Annotated in this window: 13 protein-coding genes and 1 CRISPR repeat array; of the genes, 3 read left to right on the top strand and 10 right to left on the bottom strand. The window is 48.9% G+C overall.

What is annotated here, in order from left to right; genetic code table 11:
* The first annotated feature begins 16 nt into the window (after positions 1-16).
* Both porA and GX659_07405 read left to right on the top strand, forming a co-directional pair.
* On the top strand, positions 17-1,192 hold the full coding sequence (porA, locus tag GX659_07410) for a pyruvate ferredoxin oxidoreductase (protein NLD28610.1): 1,176 nt from the start codon (positions 17-19) through the stop codon (positions 1,190-1,192).
* 75 nt (positions 1,193-1,267) lie between these two features.
* Positions 1,268-2,113 (top strand): pyruvate synthase subunit beta, encoded by an 846-nt coding sequence (locus tag GX659_07405; protein ID NLD28609.1) that lies wholly within the window; start codon positions 1,268-1,270, stop codon positions 2,111-2,113.
* A 205-nt stretch (positions 2,114-2,318) separates the two neighbouring features.
* On the opposite strand, the gene GX659_07400 is transcribed toward GX659_07405, so the two are convergent.
* From GX659_07400 to GX659_07355, 10 genes are all read right to left on the bottom strand, one after another.
* A complete protein-coding gene (locus GX659_07400; GenBank protein NLD28608.1) occupies positions 2,319-4,667 on the bottom strand; it encodes a hypothetical protein in 2,349 nt (782 codons plus the stop codon).
* A gap of 1 nt (position 4,668) precedes the next feature.
* Positions 4,669-6,405: a BamA/TamA family outer membrane protein gene (locus tag GX659_07395; GenBank protein NLD28607.1), complete on the bottom strand. Its 1,737-nt coding sequence runs from the start codon at positions 6,403-6,405 to the stop codon at positions 4,669-4,671.
* Positions 6,395-7,633 (bottom strand): adenosine deaminase family protein, encoded by a 1,239-nt coding sequence (locus GX659_07390; protein NLD28606.1) that lies wholly within the window; start codon positions 7,631-7,633, stop codon positions 6,395-6,397. Before GX659_07390 ends, GX659_07395 begins: the two co-directional genes overlap by 11 nt.
* The gene (locus GX659_07385) at positions 7,630-8,847 is read right to left on the bottom strand and encodes a thioredoxin domain-containing protein (GenBank protein ID NLD28605.1); all 1,218 of its coding nucleotides are present in this window, start codon (positions 8,845-8,847) and stop codon (positions 7,630-7,632) included. Before GX659_07385 ends, GX659_07390 begins: the two co-directional genes overlap by 4 nt.
* A gap of 41 nt (positions 8,848-8,888) precedes the next feature.
* Positions 8,889-9,299, bottom strand: coding sequence for an Rrf2 family transcriptional regulator (locus GX659_07380; protein ID NLD28604.1), 411 nt, complete (start codon positions 9,297-9,299; stop codon positions 8,889-8,891).
* Positions 9,300-9,340: 41 nt separating this feature from the next.
* Complete coding sequence (rpoD, locus tag GX659_07375) at positions 9,341-11,113, bottom strand: RNA polymerase sigma factor RpoD (GenBank protein ID NLD28603.1); 1,773 nt, start codon at positions 11,111-11,113, stop codon at positions 9,341-9,343.
* Between the two features lie 35 nt (positions 11,114-11,148).
* Entirely contained in the window at positions 11,149-12,933 is a 1,785-nt protein-coding gene (locus GX659_07370) for a DNA primase (GenBank protein NLD28602.1), read from the bottom strand.
* A gap of 53 nt (positions 12,934-12,986) precedes the next feature.
* Complete coding sequence (locus tag GX659_07365; protein NLD28601.1) at positions 12,987-13,430, bottom strand: GatB/YqeY domain-containing protein; 444 nt, start codon at positions 13,428-13,430, stop codon at positions 12,987-12,989.
* 77 nt (positions 13,431-13,507) lie between these two features.
* Positions 13,508-13,693, bottom strand: a complete 186-nt coding sequence (locus GX659_07360; GenBank protein NLD28600.1) for a 30S ribosomal protein S21 — start codon at positions 13,691-13,693, stop codon at positions 13,508-13,510.
* Between the two features lie 133 nt (positions 13,694-13,826).
* The gene (locus tag GX659_07355; GenBank protein NLD28599.1) at positions 13,827-14,891 is read right to left on the bottom strand and encodes a class I SAM-dependent RNA methyltransferase; all 1,065 of its coding nucleotides are present in this window, start codon (positions 14,889-14,891) and stop codon (positions 13,827-13,829) included.
* Between the two features lie 124 nt (positions 14,892-15,015).
* Between GX659_07355 and GX659_07350 the strand changes: the two genes are divergently transcribed.
* Positions 15,016-16,344, top strand: a complete 1,329-nt coding sequence (locus GX659_07350; GenBank protein ID NLD28598.1) for an FAD-binding oxidoreductase — start codon at positions 15,016-15,018, stop codon at positions 16,342-16,344.
* 96 nt (positions 16,345-16,440) lie between these two features.
* Positions 16,441-16,936: a CRISPR direct-repeat array (repeat unit 32 nt; unit sequence GTTTCAATCCACGCGCCCGCACGGGGCGCGAC).
* Between the last annotated feature and the right edge of the window lie 5 nt (positions 16,937-16,941).

The following is a 16,941-nucleotide window of genomic DNA, read 5'->3' as shown; positions in this document are numbered from 1 at the left end:
GGAAGGAAGGTTTGAAATGTCAAAAAAAGAAGTCCTAATGGGAAATCACGCTACCTCCTACGGAGTGAAGCTTGCCAGAACAGAGGTAATATCCGCATATCCAATCACACCGCAGACGCAGATAGTCGAGGAGCTTTCGGAGATGTGCGCAAAAGGGGAGCTCAACGCCAAGTTTATAAAAGTGGAATCCGAGCATTCGGCAATGGCCGCTACTATAGCGGCTTCGCAGGCCGGAGCAAGGGCATTTACCGCAACATCGTCGCAAGGGCTGGCTTTAATGCACGAGCTTTTATTCTGGGCCGCGTATGGGAGGCTCCCGGTAGTGCTTTGCAACGTCAACCGTGCGATGGCCCCTGGCTGGAGCATCTGGAGCGACCAGACCGACTCGCTTGCACAGCGCGACACCGGTTGGATACAGCTATACTGTGAAACGAATCAGGAAGTCATCGACACCATACTGATGGCCTTCAGGCTCGCGGAAACGATCTATCTTCCGGTCATGGTGGTCTACGATTCGTTCATACTCTCCCATACCTACGAACCGGTTGAGATTCCCGACATCAGCGAGGTCGATAAGTTCCTTCCTCCATTCAAGCCGAAATATAAGCTCGACACGAGCGCGCCAATGACCTTCAACCCGCTTTGCGCGCCTGACAACTATATGGAGTTCCGCTATATAATGGAAAAGGCCCACCGTGAAGCGATAAACACATATAACGATATCGCCAAAAATTTCGAAAAGAAATTTGGAAGGCCGAATGACATCGTGGAAATGATAGATGCCGATGATGCTGAAATAGTGTTCCTCACCAGCGGATCGATGACGTCCACCGCTCGCGTCGCTGTAAAACAACTCCGCGAACGTGGAGAAAAGGTTGGCATCTGTAAAATTCGAATGTTCCGCCCATTCCCGTTCGATGCGTTACGTGAGGCGGCTGGAAACATCTCGGGCGGCAGGAAAATAAAAAAGATAGCCGTTCTGGACAGAAATATCAGCCATGGCTGCGGCGGAATATGGAGCAGCGAAATCAAGTCCGCTTTCTACGACATCGCGCAGGCTCCGGATATCTTCACCTTCCATATAGGCCTTGGAGGAAGAGATGTAACGCCGGAATCCATCATCGAAGTTTATAACAAAACGAAAGCAGCAGATCACCCATCCGAAGACATTTGGATAGGTCTCAAAAAATAGAAGAGGGTTATAATGCGAACAGATCCACATCTTTTCAAACAGGGTGAGTCCAAACAGAGTTACGAACAGTCGGAAATGATGACGAGCGGCCATCTGGCATGCCCCGGATGCGGCGCCGCGATAGCGATGAGACTCGCTCTCAAATCTCTCGGGCCAGACACCATCGTGGTAATTCCAGCCTGCTGCTGGGCTGTGATCCCAGGGCCATTTCCCTACTCAAACATGAAGGTCCCGCTCATGCATACGGCCTTCGAAACGACTGGCGCAGTGCTCTCCGGAATCCGTGCGGCGCTCGACATAAAGGAAAATAAAACAACCCAAATCATGGGTTGGGCTGGAGACGGAGGAACATTCGACATCGGCCTTCAATCCCTCTCTTCAGCAGCCGAAAGAAACGAGGATGTAATCTACGTCTGTTACGACAATGAGGCGTATATGAATACCGGCATTCAGCAGTCCGGAGCAACACCGGAATTCACGTGGACCACCACGACGCCTGTTGATTTTCCGAAGATGACGCCTAAGAAAAACATCGATAGGATAATGGCATCGCACGGCATACCTTACCTGGCTACGACCTCGCCAGCATTTCCTCACGACCTCATGGCCAAGTTTGAAAAGGCCAAAAAGATAAAGGGGTTCCGGTTCATTCACATACTGGCCTCATGCACCGCAGGATGGAAAATCGATTCGGAAAAATCCATCGAGGTAATGAGAAAGGCCGTCGATTCAAAGGTCTTTCCCATATTCGAAGTTGAAAATGGTGAAAAATACACGATCAACATAGAACCAAAGGGAATTCCGGTTCAGGATTATCTCTCGATGCAAGGGCGCTTCCGCCACATGACACAAGAGCAGATCGAGTCCTATCAGCAATACATAGATAAAAGCTGGAACTGGCTGAAAAAGCAGGCCCGCTGAAGACATGCGGGAATGACTGCACGGCTGTCATCTCCCCGCCCGATCTCTTGCCTCCTCTTCCTCTTGAATCTTGTAGATTTCAGCCCGTCCGAATGAAATCTGCTCGAAGATCAAAGCCGTATGATCGCATCTTGATTTCTTAATATTACCTCTGTCTAACGTGGCAACTTAACTCTGGAGCCGATATCCTTACGGATGACAAAGATCAGTATCTCTTGCTCCACTCTATGTAAGCGGAGGCCGCGCCTGGCGAGGTGTCGTGTTTTTCTAGGTTAGTCGTTATACTCCAGCCCTTACCAAGCCTTTGTTTGATTCCAACTTCTTTCTGATCTCCGCTGGAGCCCACAGTCAGGGAGGTTTTGTTGGCGAGCCTAACCCTTGCTGAAAAAGTTTTGGTGTCGGGATTATAAGCAACGCTTTGAATCGGTGTTGATGCAAGAAGTAAAAAGCTGGTAAGGGCCATCGACCTTTCAGCTATAGCCATGTTTGTGTTGCTCACAGATGATGCGTTATCGCTATCCAGATCGTTTAGAGGCTCTCCGTACAAAAGCATCGATAGTATGTCCCCTTCAGACATAGGCGGCTCAGACGCAAGGACTATCGAAGGCTGCTCAATGGTCCCGGCAATCTCGACCAGAATTTTCATATCTATGTATGGAATGACAAATTTTCCTTTGACAACGCTCTTTTCAGATGGATCGGCCAACTCTATATCCAGATAATCGAGATTCGCTGAGCGCGAAAACAACTTAACCGGAAATGATTCTATCTTAAAGCTTCCAGAAAGCCTCTCATCATTGGTGTTCATATCCAGAGCTATTGGGATAAACTCAGGCGTCAAATTTGAAAGAATCCTGATTGGCTTGCCCGATACAGTCCTCAATGAAATGGAGTACTCGAAGTCATACGATTCTGACATATCACCGGACAAATTACCCAAACCTCCTCCTGTGATTATCCTCGAGTCGGGGACGAGCCTTGGAATCGACGCCAGAGCGAGGTCCGGGAGCTGTATCTGCACATCATCGAAGTCAACGTTCATATCGAGCGCAGCTTTGCCTGATGCATCGCCTTTAAAACCTATCTCCAATTTTCCGGCGCTGTCCAAAAAAATCTTTTGTTTGGCGGATTCAAGTCTGGACCTGAGCTTTGCAGGAAGGATTATCTTGTCAGATTCGGAAGACATCTTACCTTCCACAGAAAACTCCACAGAGCCGTCAAGGACATTAAAGGGAGCCGGTACTGGCCATGACGTTTTTTCAAGAACGGAAACCAACTCAGCAAAATTCTTTATTGTAAAGTCGAGATCAGCCTCGGTTTGAAATTTCCACCCTTTCACACCTTCGGAAGGGACTCCCTCAAAAGCAGAGGATAAATGCCCGCTCATATATACCAATTTCCCCTTGTGCGGCCTGACAACCGCAGAAAGGCTCCCCTTGGTTATCACATCGAGGTCAGGAATAAAAAAACTTTCTCCGTTGGCCGAAATGTCCAGATCGATATCTTCCGGAGGCCTGTATATAACTTCAGCATCGCAAGGAAGTTTATTTCTTTTCAGCCGCGCAGAGGTCAGGCACTTAAAATCAAAGAGGCCTCTATTTCCGGATTTATCGGAGCTCTTAAAGTCCAACCTACATCCGGAGAATCTGACCTCCGGAATCACATCGGACACACCCTTCATATTTCCATTCAAGAGCGCGTTCACTGATTTACTTGAAATTGTCGCGTCGATTTTAGATGACGCGGCAAGGATTCCTTCAGAATAATCCGCGTTAACCTCTACTCCCAATTCTTTGCCGTCATCTGTAGATAGATCGATCGATGATGAAACAATTCCACCTCCATCCAGGTTTCCTGACAGATTGACGCTGGCGCTCCAATCCCCTTTTCTGAACGATGATGCGCTATGCGCGGCAATAGTCCCGTCGAATCTCCCAAGGGCATCGGAGTTCAACCTGAATGAGAGGGATATTCTATCTATCGTATTTTGATTTGATGAATCAGCATTGATATCGACCGAGCCTGAGACGCTGCCGCCATAATAATCGACCTTTGTCGACTCTACACTTATGCGCACTGGCAAAATGGATACATCGGAGAAATATCCTGGAATTCTTACATCGGGGATGAATATTTCACCGTCGGTGCTCTCATCTTCTACATCGTCGGCTAGAACCACATAAATATCGCCGCCTGTCATAGAAAGCGGACCGATTTCCTTCAAGTTCGGAATCATACCTTTGAATTCGTATCTGAAAGAGATGCCGACGTCAGAAAAGCATCCGTGTTCGATCTCCGGTTTCATTTTAATGCAAATATTTTCAACCTTGATCGAAACTGTTTCATCCAGGAATCCACTTGATACAGTAGAAACTTTCATGTCGGACCATCCGACATGAATTCCAAGAGGGATGAGATATTTTGAAAGGGCCGAAAGCGAATATGGATTTATAATAATCGTGGGCCAGTTTAATACAGCGATAAGAAGCGCGAAGATCATAGCTAAAAACAGGAGTGGCGCCGATATAAGGGCTATGACAGCTTTTTTCTTCATATCAAAACTCCTCCCCTATGCTGAATATAAAATGCCAGCGCGAAGGGGCTTGTTTGGGAGGGGTGCTGTTTTTCAAAAACAGACCCTTTGCAGCGGTGAACCTCAAAACTCCAATGAGCGATGGCCACCTGATACCTATCCCCGGAGAGCAGTAGACAGGCAGATTAAGACTGACCGACTTCTGACCCATCACACCAAAATCCGCAAAAGCTATAGGCTGAAGGTTCAAGGGAAATATATTCGCCAGCCTCGCTTCGACGCCCGAGTAAAGCGCAGTCAGCGCGCCTCTGTTAGCATCTGGCAATTTTTTAAGCCCGAACCCGCGAAGATCGGCTGAACCTCCGAAATAATAAAATAACCATGGAGGCATCTTGGAAAATTGTGCGTTGCCGCTATCCACCAAAGTTGTACCGGCGAATCCCCTTATGGAGAGAATAAGCAGCGGCGAATCGAACCCTGCAAAATTGTACAGAGCTTCTCCTGACAACGTGAATTTCTGCGCGCTGATCGTGGAAAACGCCTTGTCTGAGTTGAACTCAGCCAATCCCCTCACGGTGTAACCGGATTTGGGATCTGCCACGTTCAACTCATAGACATGGCTGATGATCTCCAAACCTGCGATACCTGATAGAAAGTGCGTCCAACCTTTGTCGGCTCCGCTGAAGACCCTCGTGTAATTCAATCTCGGCCCGAAAAAAAGATTCCATCCTATTTCCCTGGTATCCCAGTTCACAGCAGCTGGGATAAGAAGATCATTGGCAAGGTACTCGTACCTGGATTCTTTTTCCCTCCTGGTCGAAAAGGCGGGCGTGAAGTGCCAGCGAGTCGGAAAAGAAAAGGGATAGACCATCCCTTTGACTAGAAATCGCTGTCTCCTGTAGGAGGCCCTGCCGGCCACTTCAAATGAAGATCCTGCTTTACCCAATCTTCCCTGCTTCCATGAAGCCTTTCCTATCAGATACTCCTCGGTGCTCCCTCCTAGCCCGGCGCTTACGAGCCTGCTCGCCCCTGAAATAGATTTCTGTGTAAGGTGAACGCCGTCGTCGGCGCACTCGGTGAGAAAATAGCTGCTCTGAAGTATTCCGCTCTGCGATATCCTTCTGCTGGTGAGAGCTATATTCCTATAATCATACGGATCCCCCACATGAAACGCATTGAACCGTTCAAGCGCCCCATCCATCAGGCCTTCCACAGGCGACTGTTCGAGGGAAGCTATATTGAGACGAGGGCCGGGGTTGACTTCAAGCTCTACCCCTCCGCTGCTGGCATCCCCTAAAGCCGAAACGCGAGGGCATGCAAACCCCTTCGACTTGAGACCCGATACCCCCCACCTTTCGAGCGAGTCCAAGGATTTCGGATCGAGCGGAGCACCCCTGATTCCCCTCTTTTGCCATGCCCTTAATGTGCGCGGGGGAGCCCCTTTGATGGAAACATCTGTAATTCGAGTTTTTTCCCCGACGACTATTATTACATTTTCACCTTCCTCTTTAAACTCCGGATCCAAATACCCGCGCTCCTGAAGAAAGTTGCGCGCAAAATACTTAGCCTGTGATCTAGGTATTTTGTTCCACGATTCGGCATTGTGATCTCCGCATATAAGTTTTTTCTCGTTGACATTGAATCTTATTATTTCAGAAGAATCTATCTTGTAACCTTCACATAGGGATCTCAGCACGGCATCCGCCGATGACGGCAGCATTAAAATTAAAAACAGGAATGTCGTTATTCTAAGAAACAAAGAATTCTTTCTCCACCCTGTCGTAGTAATCTATCACGCTGCGTATGTACCGGCGCTTTTCCAAATAGTCGCCAGGAAAAAAACTTCGTTTGAAGCCGTAGATTATTATATCCTTGAGTTTGTTGGAATTTATTTTGAAATTGTTAACAGCCAGCAATATTTCATCAGTCGCAGTCGTATCCGATACGAGCATGTTATCAGTACAGAAGGTAAATGAAAGCCTCTTCTCAAGCATCTTGGAAACAGGATGGCTCCTAACGGACTTCATCTCCGGCTTCGTCTGAAGGTTGGATGTCAGACATACTTCGATGGTCATTCTGCTATCAGCAACGTATTGCCACAGGTCGTTGACGTAACGTTCCTTTTCGGCCTTGCTACCTGATTTCACCATCGAAGCGTCGAATATGTGAGTGCCGTGCCCTATCCTGTCGGCGTGACAATCCGCTATGGCCTGAAATATGGATTCCGGGCCATATGCTTCCCCGGCGTGCACCGTCTTTCTGAAAAAATTTTTATGGGCCAACTCGAACGAACTTTTATAATGCTCCGCTGGATATCCGGACTCGGCTCCGGCCAGGTCGAATCCGACTATAGGAAGACCTAACTCATCACGGCAATATATCATGGACTCGACGAGGTCGAGCGCTGCAAGGCCATAGAGCTCCTCACGATCCATATACTTGTGAACGGACAGCAGCTTTCTGAATACTCCCGGAAAATTTTCATTGAACATCCTCATAGCGCAGCAGATTATTCCATATTCAAAATAAGGCTCGGAACCCGACGCTATGGCCTTCGAGGTATTGATCTCCTCTTTGGCGCGCGCGAGTCCCTTGTTGACCGAGATCAGGACATCCTCCACAGCCATAAGATCGTTCACATGCAGCTGCGGAGCAAACCTCGGTTCCACATACCTGACGCCATCCTCAAAACAGTCCATCGCAAATTCATAGGCGACGCGCTCCAGCGCCTCTGGAGTCTGCATGACGGCTAGCGTATAATCGAAGCCCCTGAGGTATTCCAGCAGATCCCCATATCTTTTTTTAAAAACCGTTTTTCTAAGCCCTGCTTCTGTAAAAGAGGGAAGTTTCACAGAATGCTTTTTTGCCAAGTCTATCAACGTCGACACGCGAAGGCTCCCGTCCAGATGAACATGGAGGTCGGTCTTTGGAAGCTTCCTGATGAAGTCTTTCGAATAATCACATTTTTTCTTCAGGCTGTCTTTCATCTATGGCCCCTTCTAATTTCGCTCTTTATGATCATTCTCAAGAACTCGGGATTTCTCCAATATCGTGCCTTTTTCCCATTTATGTATATAGTGGGAGTCCCCGTTATCCCCAATTTTCTGGCAGCTGCCAGATCATCCTTCACCCTGGATTCCGTTTCCGGCGATGCGATGCACGATGCAAAATCCTGCATGTCGTATCCAAAGGATTCGGCGATAGAGTCAACAGTCTTTCTGGTCATCCCCTTCTGAGCCCTGAACAACTCATCGTGAAACTTCCAGAAATCCCCTCGCGTCTGCGAGCATATCGCAGCCTTGGCGGCATAGCAGGCCACAGGATGCATGGGCCGCGTCATCTCCTCGTTACAGGCATTGTCCAAAGGGAAATTTACAAAATAGTATCTGACCTTGTCCTTGAAATCGTAGAGATAAGGCTTTACTCCAAACGCCGCTATCTTGCAGAACGGGCACTGGTATTCGCTGAATTCAACTATCGTGACATCAGCATCAGGATTGCCCCAGACCGGCCAGTTTGGATCGATATCTATGCTGCTCTTTCCCTGCATGGAAAAATATTTGGCCTGTTGATCGACGTCGGAATCTGCAGACTTGCCATGTGATACGCTGCCCCATACGCGAATAGCGATGAGTCCTATGATAACCGCAAGAGCCATAAAAAACAGGTGCGAGAAAAACTTTGGCTTGAAAGAAATATCTGATTTTCTTCCCACGACCGATAAAAAATAATTGAAGACAAAATGCGGAATACCTCCAATTCGGCATGGAAGAAGAAGGGAGAGAATCACAAACAAGATGACGGCTGTCAGGTAGAGAGGCGTATTTATAAAACAGAAAACCCTCAAGGCAAAAGCCGTAACATATATCATCCATGCACCATACAAAAATCCAACGACGGAAAGAATCCATGTAAACGCAAGGGTGTTATCCCTCTTTCTTACGGATGCGAGGATGAAGATCAAGAGCATCGCAATGGAGGAGTAGAATATTATTCCCCAGCCGCCATTTGGAATTCCAAAAAGCTGAGAGCTCTGACTGGCGCTCACAATATCGCAATTGATTCTTTCGCTTATCGCGCAAAAAGCGGGTTTTTCAAACCCCTCCCTTTGGACGCGATAGTGCTGCTTCATTGAAACAGCCGAAAGAAAAACCGCCGCCAGAGCCAGAAAAAGCGCCAAACAGAGAAGGATTTTGCGCATACCCCCGCCTTTCTTTTTGTGGATTATAAACCGGACTATAACTATTTGTTTTTGAGGTCTTTGGCAAGCTGATCAAAATTAACTTTACTGAGGTATTCTTCAATCATCCCCTGCACAAAGCTCCAGTGAGGCTTCACGGGGCAGACTGAATCCAGTTCACAGCCTTTAGAAACGTCCAGGCACCTGTTAAAAGCGAAGCTTTTGCAGATTGACCCGATCACATCATTTATTGAAATTTCGGATGGCCTTCTGCTGAGCTGGTATCCCCCTTTGGGGCCGGGGATGGAGTTTATTATTCCAGTACGGACCAGTTTCGGCAGTATGATGGCAAGGAAGTTTACAGGTATTTGCATCCGTTCGGAGATTCGCTTTTTGGAGATGACCTCTCCTTCTGCCGCCGACAGCATGAGAACAGCCCTGACTCCATAATCGAGCTCTCTGCATACCTGCATAAATCCCCCTTCAGCGCCAGCTTTCGAGGCCGGGTCGAATCCTACCAGTCTATGAAGCTCTTGAGCTTCTTTGCGCGGCTTGGGTGTCTGAGCTTTCTCAGCGCCTTCGCCTCTATCTGGCGGATTCTTTCGCGCGTAACCGAGAAGTCCCTGCCAACTTCCTCAAGAGTGTGATCGGATTTCTCACCTATTCCAAAACGCATACGAAGGACCTTCTCTTCGCGCGGCGTTAGCGTCGCTAGGACATGCTGTGTCTGGGCAGAGAGGCTTATATTCACCACCGATTCAGACGGGGAAACTATGGACTTGTCCTCTATGAAATCTCCGAGATGGCTATCCTCCTCCTCTCCGATGGGGGTCTCGAGTGAAATCGGCTCTTTTGCAATTTTTAAAACCTTTCTCACCTTTTCGAGAGGAAGCTCCATCTTGAAGGCGATCTCCTCCGGCGTCGGCTCACGGCCCAGCTCCTGAACCAGATAGCGCGACGTCCTGACGAGCTTGTTGATCGTCTCTATCATGTGAACCGGAATTCTGATAGTCCTGGCCTGGTCTGCGATGGCTCGAGTGATCGCCTGCCTGATCCACCAGGTTGCATAAGTGGAAAATTTGTAGCCACGCCTATATTCGAATTTATCCACGGCCTTCATCAGACCGATATTGCCTTCCTGTATCAGATCGAGAAACTGCAAACCCCTATTCGTGTACTTCTTGGCTATGGAAACCACCAGCCTCAGGTTGGCCTCGATGAGTTCATTTTTAGCCCTATCAGCGAACTGCTCAGCCCTTTTAATCTCCATGTAGGTTTTTCTGAGAGTTTCCATGTCCTGACCGGCTTCTTTTTCTATTTCTGAGATCTTAGCTTCTGCCTCCGCGTATGATTCGAGGACCTCGATTATTTCTTCCCTTGAAAGCCCGGAACTCTTCACGGCCTTCCTACGCTGATAGTCATTTTTCTTAAACTGCTTCGAGAGGGATTTGATCCCTTCCCCATCCGTATGAAGTTTCCTGGCGCAATTGTTGATGAGTCTGTGGCTCTGTTCGACCTGGTCAATCGCGGAATGCATCGCCTCGACGACTTCATTTATCGTCCTGTTGGCAAGCCCCATCTCTTTAAAGCACTCGAGTATCCTCTGCTTCACATCGGCAAGTTTGAAAGTAGCAACTTTTTTCGCCTTCTCGGAAAGCCCGGATTTGGAAAGCTTCGATGTAGATTCGTTTCTCTGTTTATTGAGAGTTCGAACCTTCCGCATCAGCTTCAACATTTTAAGCCTCTCAGCGGCCTCATCAAAATTTTCCAACTCGTCGAGGTTTACGTCCTCGAGGTCCTTCATTATCGAAATAACGCGGATTTTATTCCTTGAAAGCAGGTCACCGAAGGAAAGAACCTTCTGCACGCCAAGCGAGCTAGAGAGGAGGATGTTGAGCATCTCATTTTGCCCCTGTTCTATCCTCTTGGCGATTTCCACTTCTCCTTCGCGCGTCAGAAGAGCAACCTGACCCATCTTGCGAAGATACATTCTGACCGGGTCCACCGATCTGCTGGCATAGTCGGGCGTAAGAGCTACATCCTTTTCCTTCTCGACTTCCTTTTCTTTCTCAGATGCCTTGTCCTGAAGCATCTTGCCCTCGGCTTCGGATTCCACAATGTCAATGTCCATATCATCGAAAATAGAAAGGACGCTGTCGAGCTGGTCGGACGAAACCATCTCTGAAGGAAGGGCTTCGTTGACCTCTTCAACTGTGAGAAAACCCTTGGCCTTGCCTACGCTTATCAGTTTTTTTACCTCTTTTATCTCTTCGGTCCGCTTGGCCATGTTGCCCCTCTCCTATATTATCAATTGTGAAATTGTCAGTCGTGCTTTTGCGATATCAGTTCTTTTTTCTCTCTCAGCAATTCAAAAATCTTAACTTCGTCCCTTGCGCTTTCGGCCCTCTTGATCTCATCGTTTATCTCTTTAAGCCTTCTCGCGGCCGGCCTCTCTTTAAGCCTGTTGACGCAATCATCTATTAAATTGTCGATCTCGTCCTCTTCGCATCCACACCCTGCGACGGCCATTTCGCGAAGCTGGGACGATATCTCCGGGTCATCAATCGAAGCGAGAATATCCCCTACGGAGATATCCTTTTCTCCGGTCTGCGAAAAAAGCACAGAAACTATGTCGCGACACCATCCGTCTGAAAACTTTTCGACGCTCACGCTCTCCATCACATCGGCTATCCTGGCGGGCTTCATCAACAAACCCTTGATCAACATCAGCTCGCAGGAGGCAGGCGCCGACATCTTCTTTTTTGCGCCCCGCGGCAAAAACTCTCTGCCGACCGAAATCTTGCCGGCCGCAACCGACCTCGCTACATCCCTCTCCTCCACGCCGACCTGAAAGGCTGCAACCTTCGAATAGATACCTCTTTCCACGGGGTCGGACATGGCTTTGAGATGCGGGATGATCCTCCCCATCGCGTTGACTTTTCCGGCCGCGTCCCTTCCTGTTTCAGACAAAACTTTTTCAACGAAGAACTCAAAGAGCGATTTCGCGGATGCAGTCATTTCGCGAAATTTTTCTGCACCGTATTTCCTGACGAAGGTATCAGGATCCTCGTCATCCGGCAGAGCTACGACCCTTGGCATCAACCCCGCATCTATGAACAGATCGAGACTTCTGATCGCAGCCCTCGAGCCGGCTTCATCCCCATCGAAAACGAGAACAATATTTCGCGTATATCTCTGTATCAGCCTCAAGTGCCCTTCAGTAAGAGAGGTTCCAAGTGGCGCAACAACGTTGTTCACACCGACCTGAGAAAGGGCGATCAAATCCATATATCCTTCCACAAATATCGCGCTACCATCCTCTCGTATCGACGACTGGGCCTTGTTTAGCCCGTAAACACATCCGGACTTGTGATAAATGAGAGAGTCCGGAGAGTTCATGTACTTTGCGACCTGTTGATCGCCTTTTTGCTCCGATATATCCCTGCCGCCGAAGCCCAGCACCTCCCCGCGCGGAGATATGATCGGGAATATTATTCGCTCCCTAAAAAAATCGAAATACCCCCCGCTGTCCCTCTTTCTTATCAGCCCGAGTTCGGAGGCGAGATCAAGCGGCACGCCCTTTGAACGCAGGTGCTCCACAAGCGACTCCCAAGCGTTGTCGGCATATCCCAAAAAATGTTGCGTCCAAATATTTTCGGAAATACCCCTTTTAATCAAGTAGTTACTAGCCGCGCTCCCGCCGACAGAAGCTTTCAGAGTCGCCGCAAAGAAATCCCTCGCAATTTCGTTAATCCTGAAGGCCCATTTTTTGCGCTTCGAATGCTCTTCGTCAGCGGCGCTGACGAATCCGTACTTCGTTTTAGGGAGCTCCACCCCCGCGAGCCCTGCGAGATATTTCACAGCCTCCAAAAAATCTACGCCATCGAACTTCATCACGAAGCTGAAGATGTCGCCCCCTTCGCCACAGCCGAAACAGTGATAGATCTGCTTGTCGTCAGACACGTTGAATGAAGGGGTTTTCTCCCCATGAAACGGACAAAGACCCTTGAAGTTACGACCGGCCTTCTTCAGGGGAATTCTCTCGCCTATCAAAGAGACGATGGAAACCCTATCCCTGATTTCATCTAAGATGGACTTGCTGTACATAAAATTCCATCCCGGATCGCGGTAAAAGATAAACCGCAGTCCAAAAATTTTTATCAACTGAGTTTCTGTTTTACCAAATCACTGACGAGCTTGCCATCGGCGCGCCCTTTGACTTTTGGAGACACGACTTTCATCACCTTGCCAAGGTCCTTGATTCCGGATGCCCCCGTTTCGGATATCGCACTTTCGATGATACCTGAAATATCGGATTCTGAAAGCTGTTCAGGAAGAAAAGAACGTATGAGGAGGAGCTCGGCCTCCTCCTTTGCGGCCAGCTCATCGCGCCCGCCTTGTTTGAACATCTCGATGGACTCCATACGTTGCTTCACCAGCGACGAAAGCAGGGAGAGGCAATCACCCTCATCGAGTTCGCCGCGCTTTTCGATCTCACGGTTGTTGATAGCGGCAAGAACAAGGCGAAGGGCGCTAATTCTATCCGCGTCCTTCGCCTTCATAGCTTCCTTGAGCCTCTGACTTATCTCTTTTTTGAGTTTCAAAAGGCCCTCCTGAATTTCAGATCTTTCAACTTTGAACAGTTTCGGAAAGTCATCCCGGCGCGCAAAAGGTACCGCTATCAGCGAGGCACTCTTTTACGCTTTTTGGATGCGGCGATCTGCTTCTTCTTGCGTTTGATCGAAGGCTTCTCGTAGTATTCGCGCTTCCTCAGATCGGAAAGTATACCCGCCTTTTCGCACTGCTTCTTGAATCTGCGAAGGGCCTGCTCGAATGATTCACCTTCACGCAGTTTAATGCCTGGCATGCGACATCACCGCCTTTCTAAAGCCTAATAAAATCAACGCGTTACGCCTTATTGAGGTTGAAATTGCGAAAAACTGCCCGTTTTTATCAAAAGGAGATTCCTTGTCAATATAAATACCAGCAAAAATGATACGTTATAATAATGGCCTCAAAAGGGTCAGCTGCACCATCGCCTCTACATGGAAGGTCTGCGGAAACATATCGATAGGGATCGCGCGCACCAGCTCGTATCCCTCCTTCATCATCGCCGCCACGTCCCTGGAGAGTGTGGCTGGATTGCAGGAGATATAATATATATTTTTTGGCCTGAGACGCATCATCCCCTTCAACGCCTCCTCGCATCCTCTTCTGGGCGGATCGAGAACGATAGCGTCGAGATTACCGCTTATCCTATTTTCCGTTTTTTCGGAGGCCTCCGCATAGAAATCGATATTCGAGATTCCACGCTGAGCGATTTTCTCGCGGGCGATCTCCACTGCCTTCACATCTATCTCGAAAGCAACGACGTGATCTGCAATTTTTGCCAGATCGAAGGTAAAATTCCCCGCACCAGCATACAGTTCAAGGATCTTCCGATCTTTCCCCTGAGATACCCACTCGACCAGCTTCGATTTGAGCTGATCGTTCTGTCCACTGTTTATCTGTAAAAAAGATGGACCTTCCTCTATTCTGAGTGAGACCCCCCTGTCCCTTTTAGAAAAATCGCCGCGATTTATGCGCAGCTTTTCATTCAGGCGCGCATCGGCTATCAGGCATTCCTCGAACTCGATGACCTCTTTGGATTTGGCGCGATAAAAACCGACCCGCCCTTTTGAATCGACATGGAGCTGCATCCTGTTTCTGTAGTTCCACTGCATCGGAGAAGGCATAGTTTCGAGGAGATTCGGCGATGATATCTTCGCTATTCGGCAAAGGCTCTCCTTCAGGATTTCCCGTTTCCACTTCAATTGTGCATCGTACGAGATGTGCTGCCATTGGCAACCGCCGCATTTCCCAAAAACCGGGCACCTCGGAACCACTCTGTCGGCCGATTCCTCGATGAGATCAACGAGCCTGCCTTCAAAATAGTTTCCGCAATCGGCATTTATTTCTATCTCGCATAGATCGCCAGGCGCTGCAAAGGGAACGAAGGTCTTTTTCCCCTCGATATCCCCTACGCCGGCGCCGCCGTAAACCAGTTTTTCAATTCTTACCTGCAAATTTGAGAACCTCCTGAATACCATTGCAGCTATATGGAAGCATTGACCAAGGCAACCGTTAATTTTATTGTTTCAAAACAAACTCAAACAGTATAAGGCCAATTCTAAAGGAACAGGAGATGATATGGATCATGATCAGAAGGTAAAATCCGTTGCGTCGGCCATTGCCAAACTCTCTGAAATGAACTCTCAGGTCAAAATACGAAAATCGGTGGACTCGCACTTTGTCCCCAACCCTTATAATAAAAGAGATAGGCTTCCAAAGATCGACATATCCGATCTTACCGAAATTATCGACATCGATGTTGCGCAGAGAACATGCACAGCCGAGTCCAGCGCCACATTCGCCGATGTCGTAGCGGCGACGCTAAAGCACGGCCTCATTCCATATACAGTGCCTGAACTGGCCGGCATCACCCTCGGAGGGGCGATATCCGGATGTTCAATCGAATCGATGTCCTACAGATACGGAGGATTCCATGACAGCTGTATAGAATATGAAGTCGTGACCGGATCAGGTGAAATAATCACCTGTTCACAGAACTCAAACCCACTTCTATTCAACATGTTGCATGGTTCATATGGAACGCTCGGCGTCATCACGAAAATAAAATTCAAGATCCTCCCAGCAAAGAAGTTCGTGAAGATGGAATACAAAAAATTTTCCGATTTTTCATCCTTCTGGACGGAGCTCAAGGATCGTTGTAACGGCGGCGACCACGACTTCGTCGATGCGATAATTCACAGCAAAAGCGAATTCGTGATCTGTCTTGGCAGAATGACGGACGAAGCCCCTTATCTCTCTTCCTACAAATGGCTGAATATATTCTATAAGAGCACCTCCGCACGTACGGAAGACTATCTCACGATAGAGGACTACTTTTTCCGCTACGACACCGAGTGCCACTGGCTCACAAAGACCGTGCCTCTGATGGAGACAAAACCGGCGAGGCTCCTTTTCGGAAAAATCGTTCTTGGTTCTACCAAACTCATCGCATGGTCGAGGCGCCTCAAAAAAATCATGAAGCTCAAAAAACGCCCGGAGGTAATCGTCGATGTCTTCATCCCTTCGCAGCGCTTCGAGGAGTTTTTCAAATGGTATGAAAATGATTTCGATTTCTTCCCTCTCTGGGTCGTTCCCTACAGGGCGCCGGAGTTATATCCGTGGCTTGACGATGAGTACGCCAGGCGCATGGGCGGAACCCTTTTCATAGATTGCGCTATCTACGGGAAGAAGAATAGCGATCCTGAGGTGGATTACTCGGAGCTTCTCGAGAATAAGACGACAGAGTTAGGAGGGATAAAGACGCTCATCTCCAGAAACCACTTCAGCGAAGAGGAGTTCTGGAAGATCTACAATGCGGAAAATTACCACAGGGTGAAAGCGGAGACAGACCCCAACGGAGTATTCCTCGACCTCTACAAAAAATTCGCACCGGGGAATTACAGGTAGGTCAGATCCTGCGAAGAACGCCTCTAAAAGACTCCTGTTTTGCCGTCTGTCCAGGAAAATTTTTGAATCTGCCGTTCGGAATCTCAAACCATATCATTTTCAATCCACGCGCCCGCACGGGGCGCGACCTATCACGAAATATGCGGGGCCGAACTGCCTGCGGTGTTTCAATCCACGCGCCCGCACGGGGCGCGACTCCAGACTCATCGGCATCCCCCTCGGTTACAAGTTTCAATCCACGCGCCCGCACGGGGCGCGACTTTTGCTACTTTGCCGCGCTATGGGGGACGAACAGGTTTCAATCCACGCGCCCGCACGGGGCGCGACACAGATGACCGGCCTGCCGACGTAGGCGTATCCGTGTTTCAATCCACGCGCCCGCACGGGGCGCGACACGGCGGATGACGGTCTTTTTTGCCATCTCGTTGGTTTCAATCCACGCGCCCGCACGGGGCGCGACTACCGCCATCCAAGACTCGTCGAGGCGGTCATCGGTTTCAATCCACGCGCCCGCACGGGGCGCGACTTTATCACGGGTTTTCAGTCACAAAGCTACTCGAGTTTCAATCCACGCGCCCGCACGGGGCGCGACGAAAG

The organism is Myxococcales bacterium, assembly GCA_012513515.1.
Classification (GTDB): Bacteria; UBA10199; UBA10199; order 2-02-FULL-44-16; family JAAZCA01; genus JAAZCA01.
The sequence above is the reverse complement of the archived record's forward strand: the minus strand, read 5'-3'. Positions and strand labels throughout refer to the sequence as shown.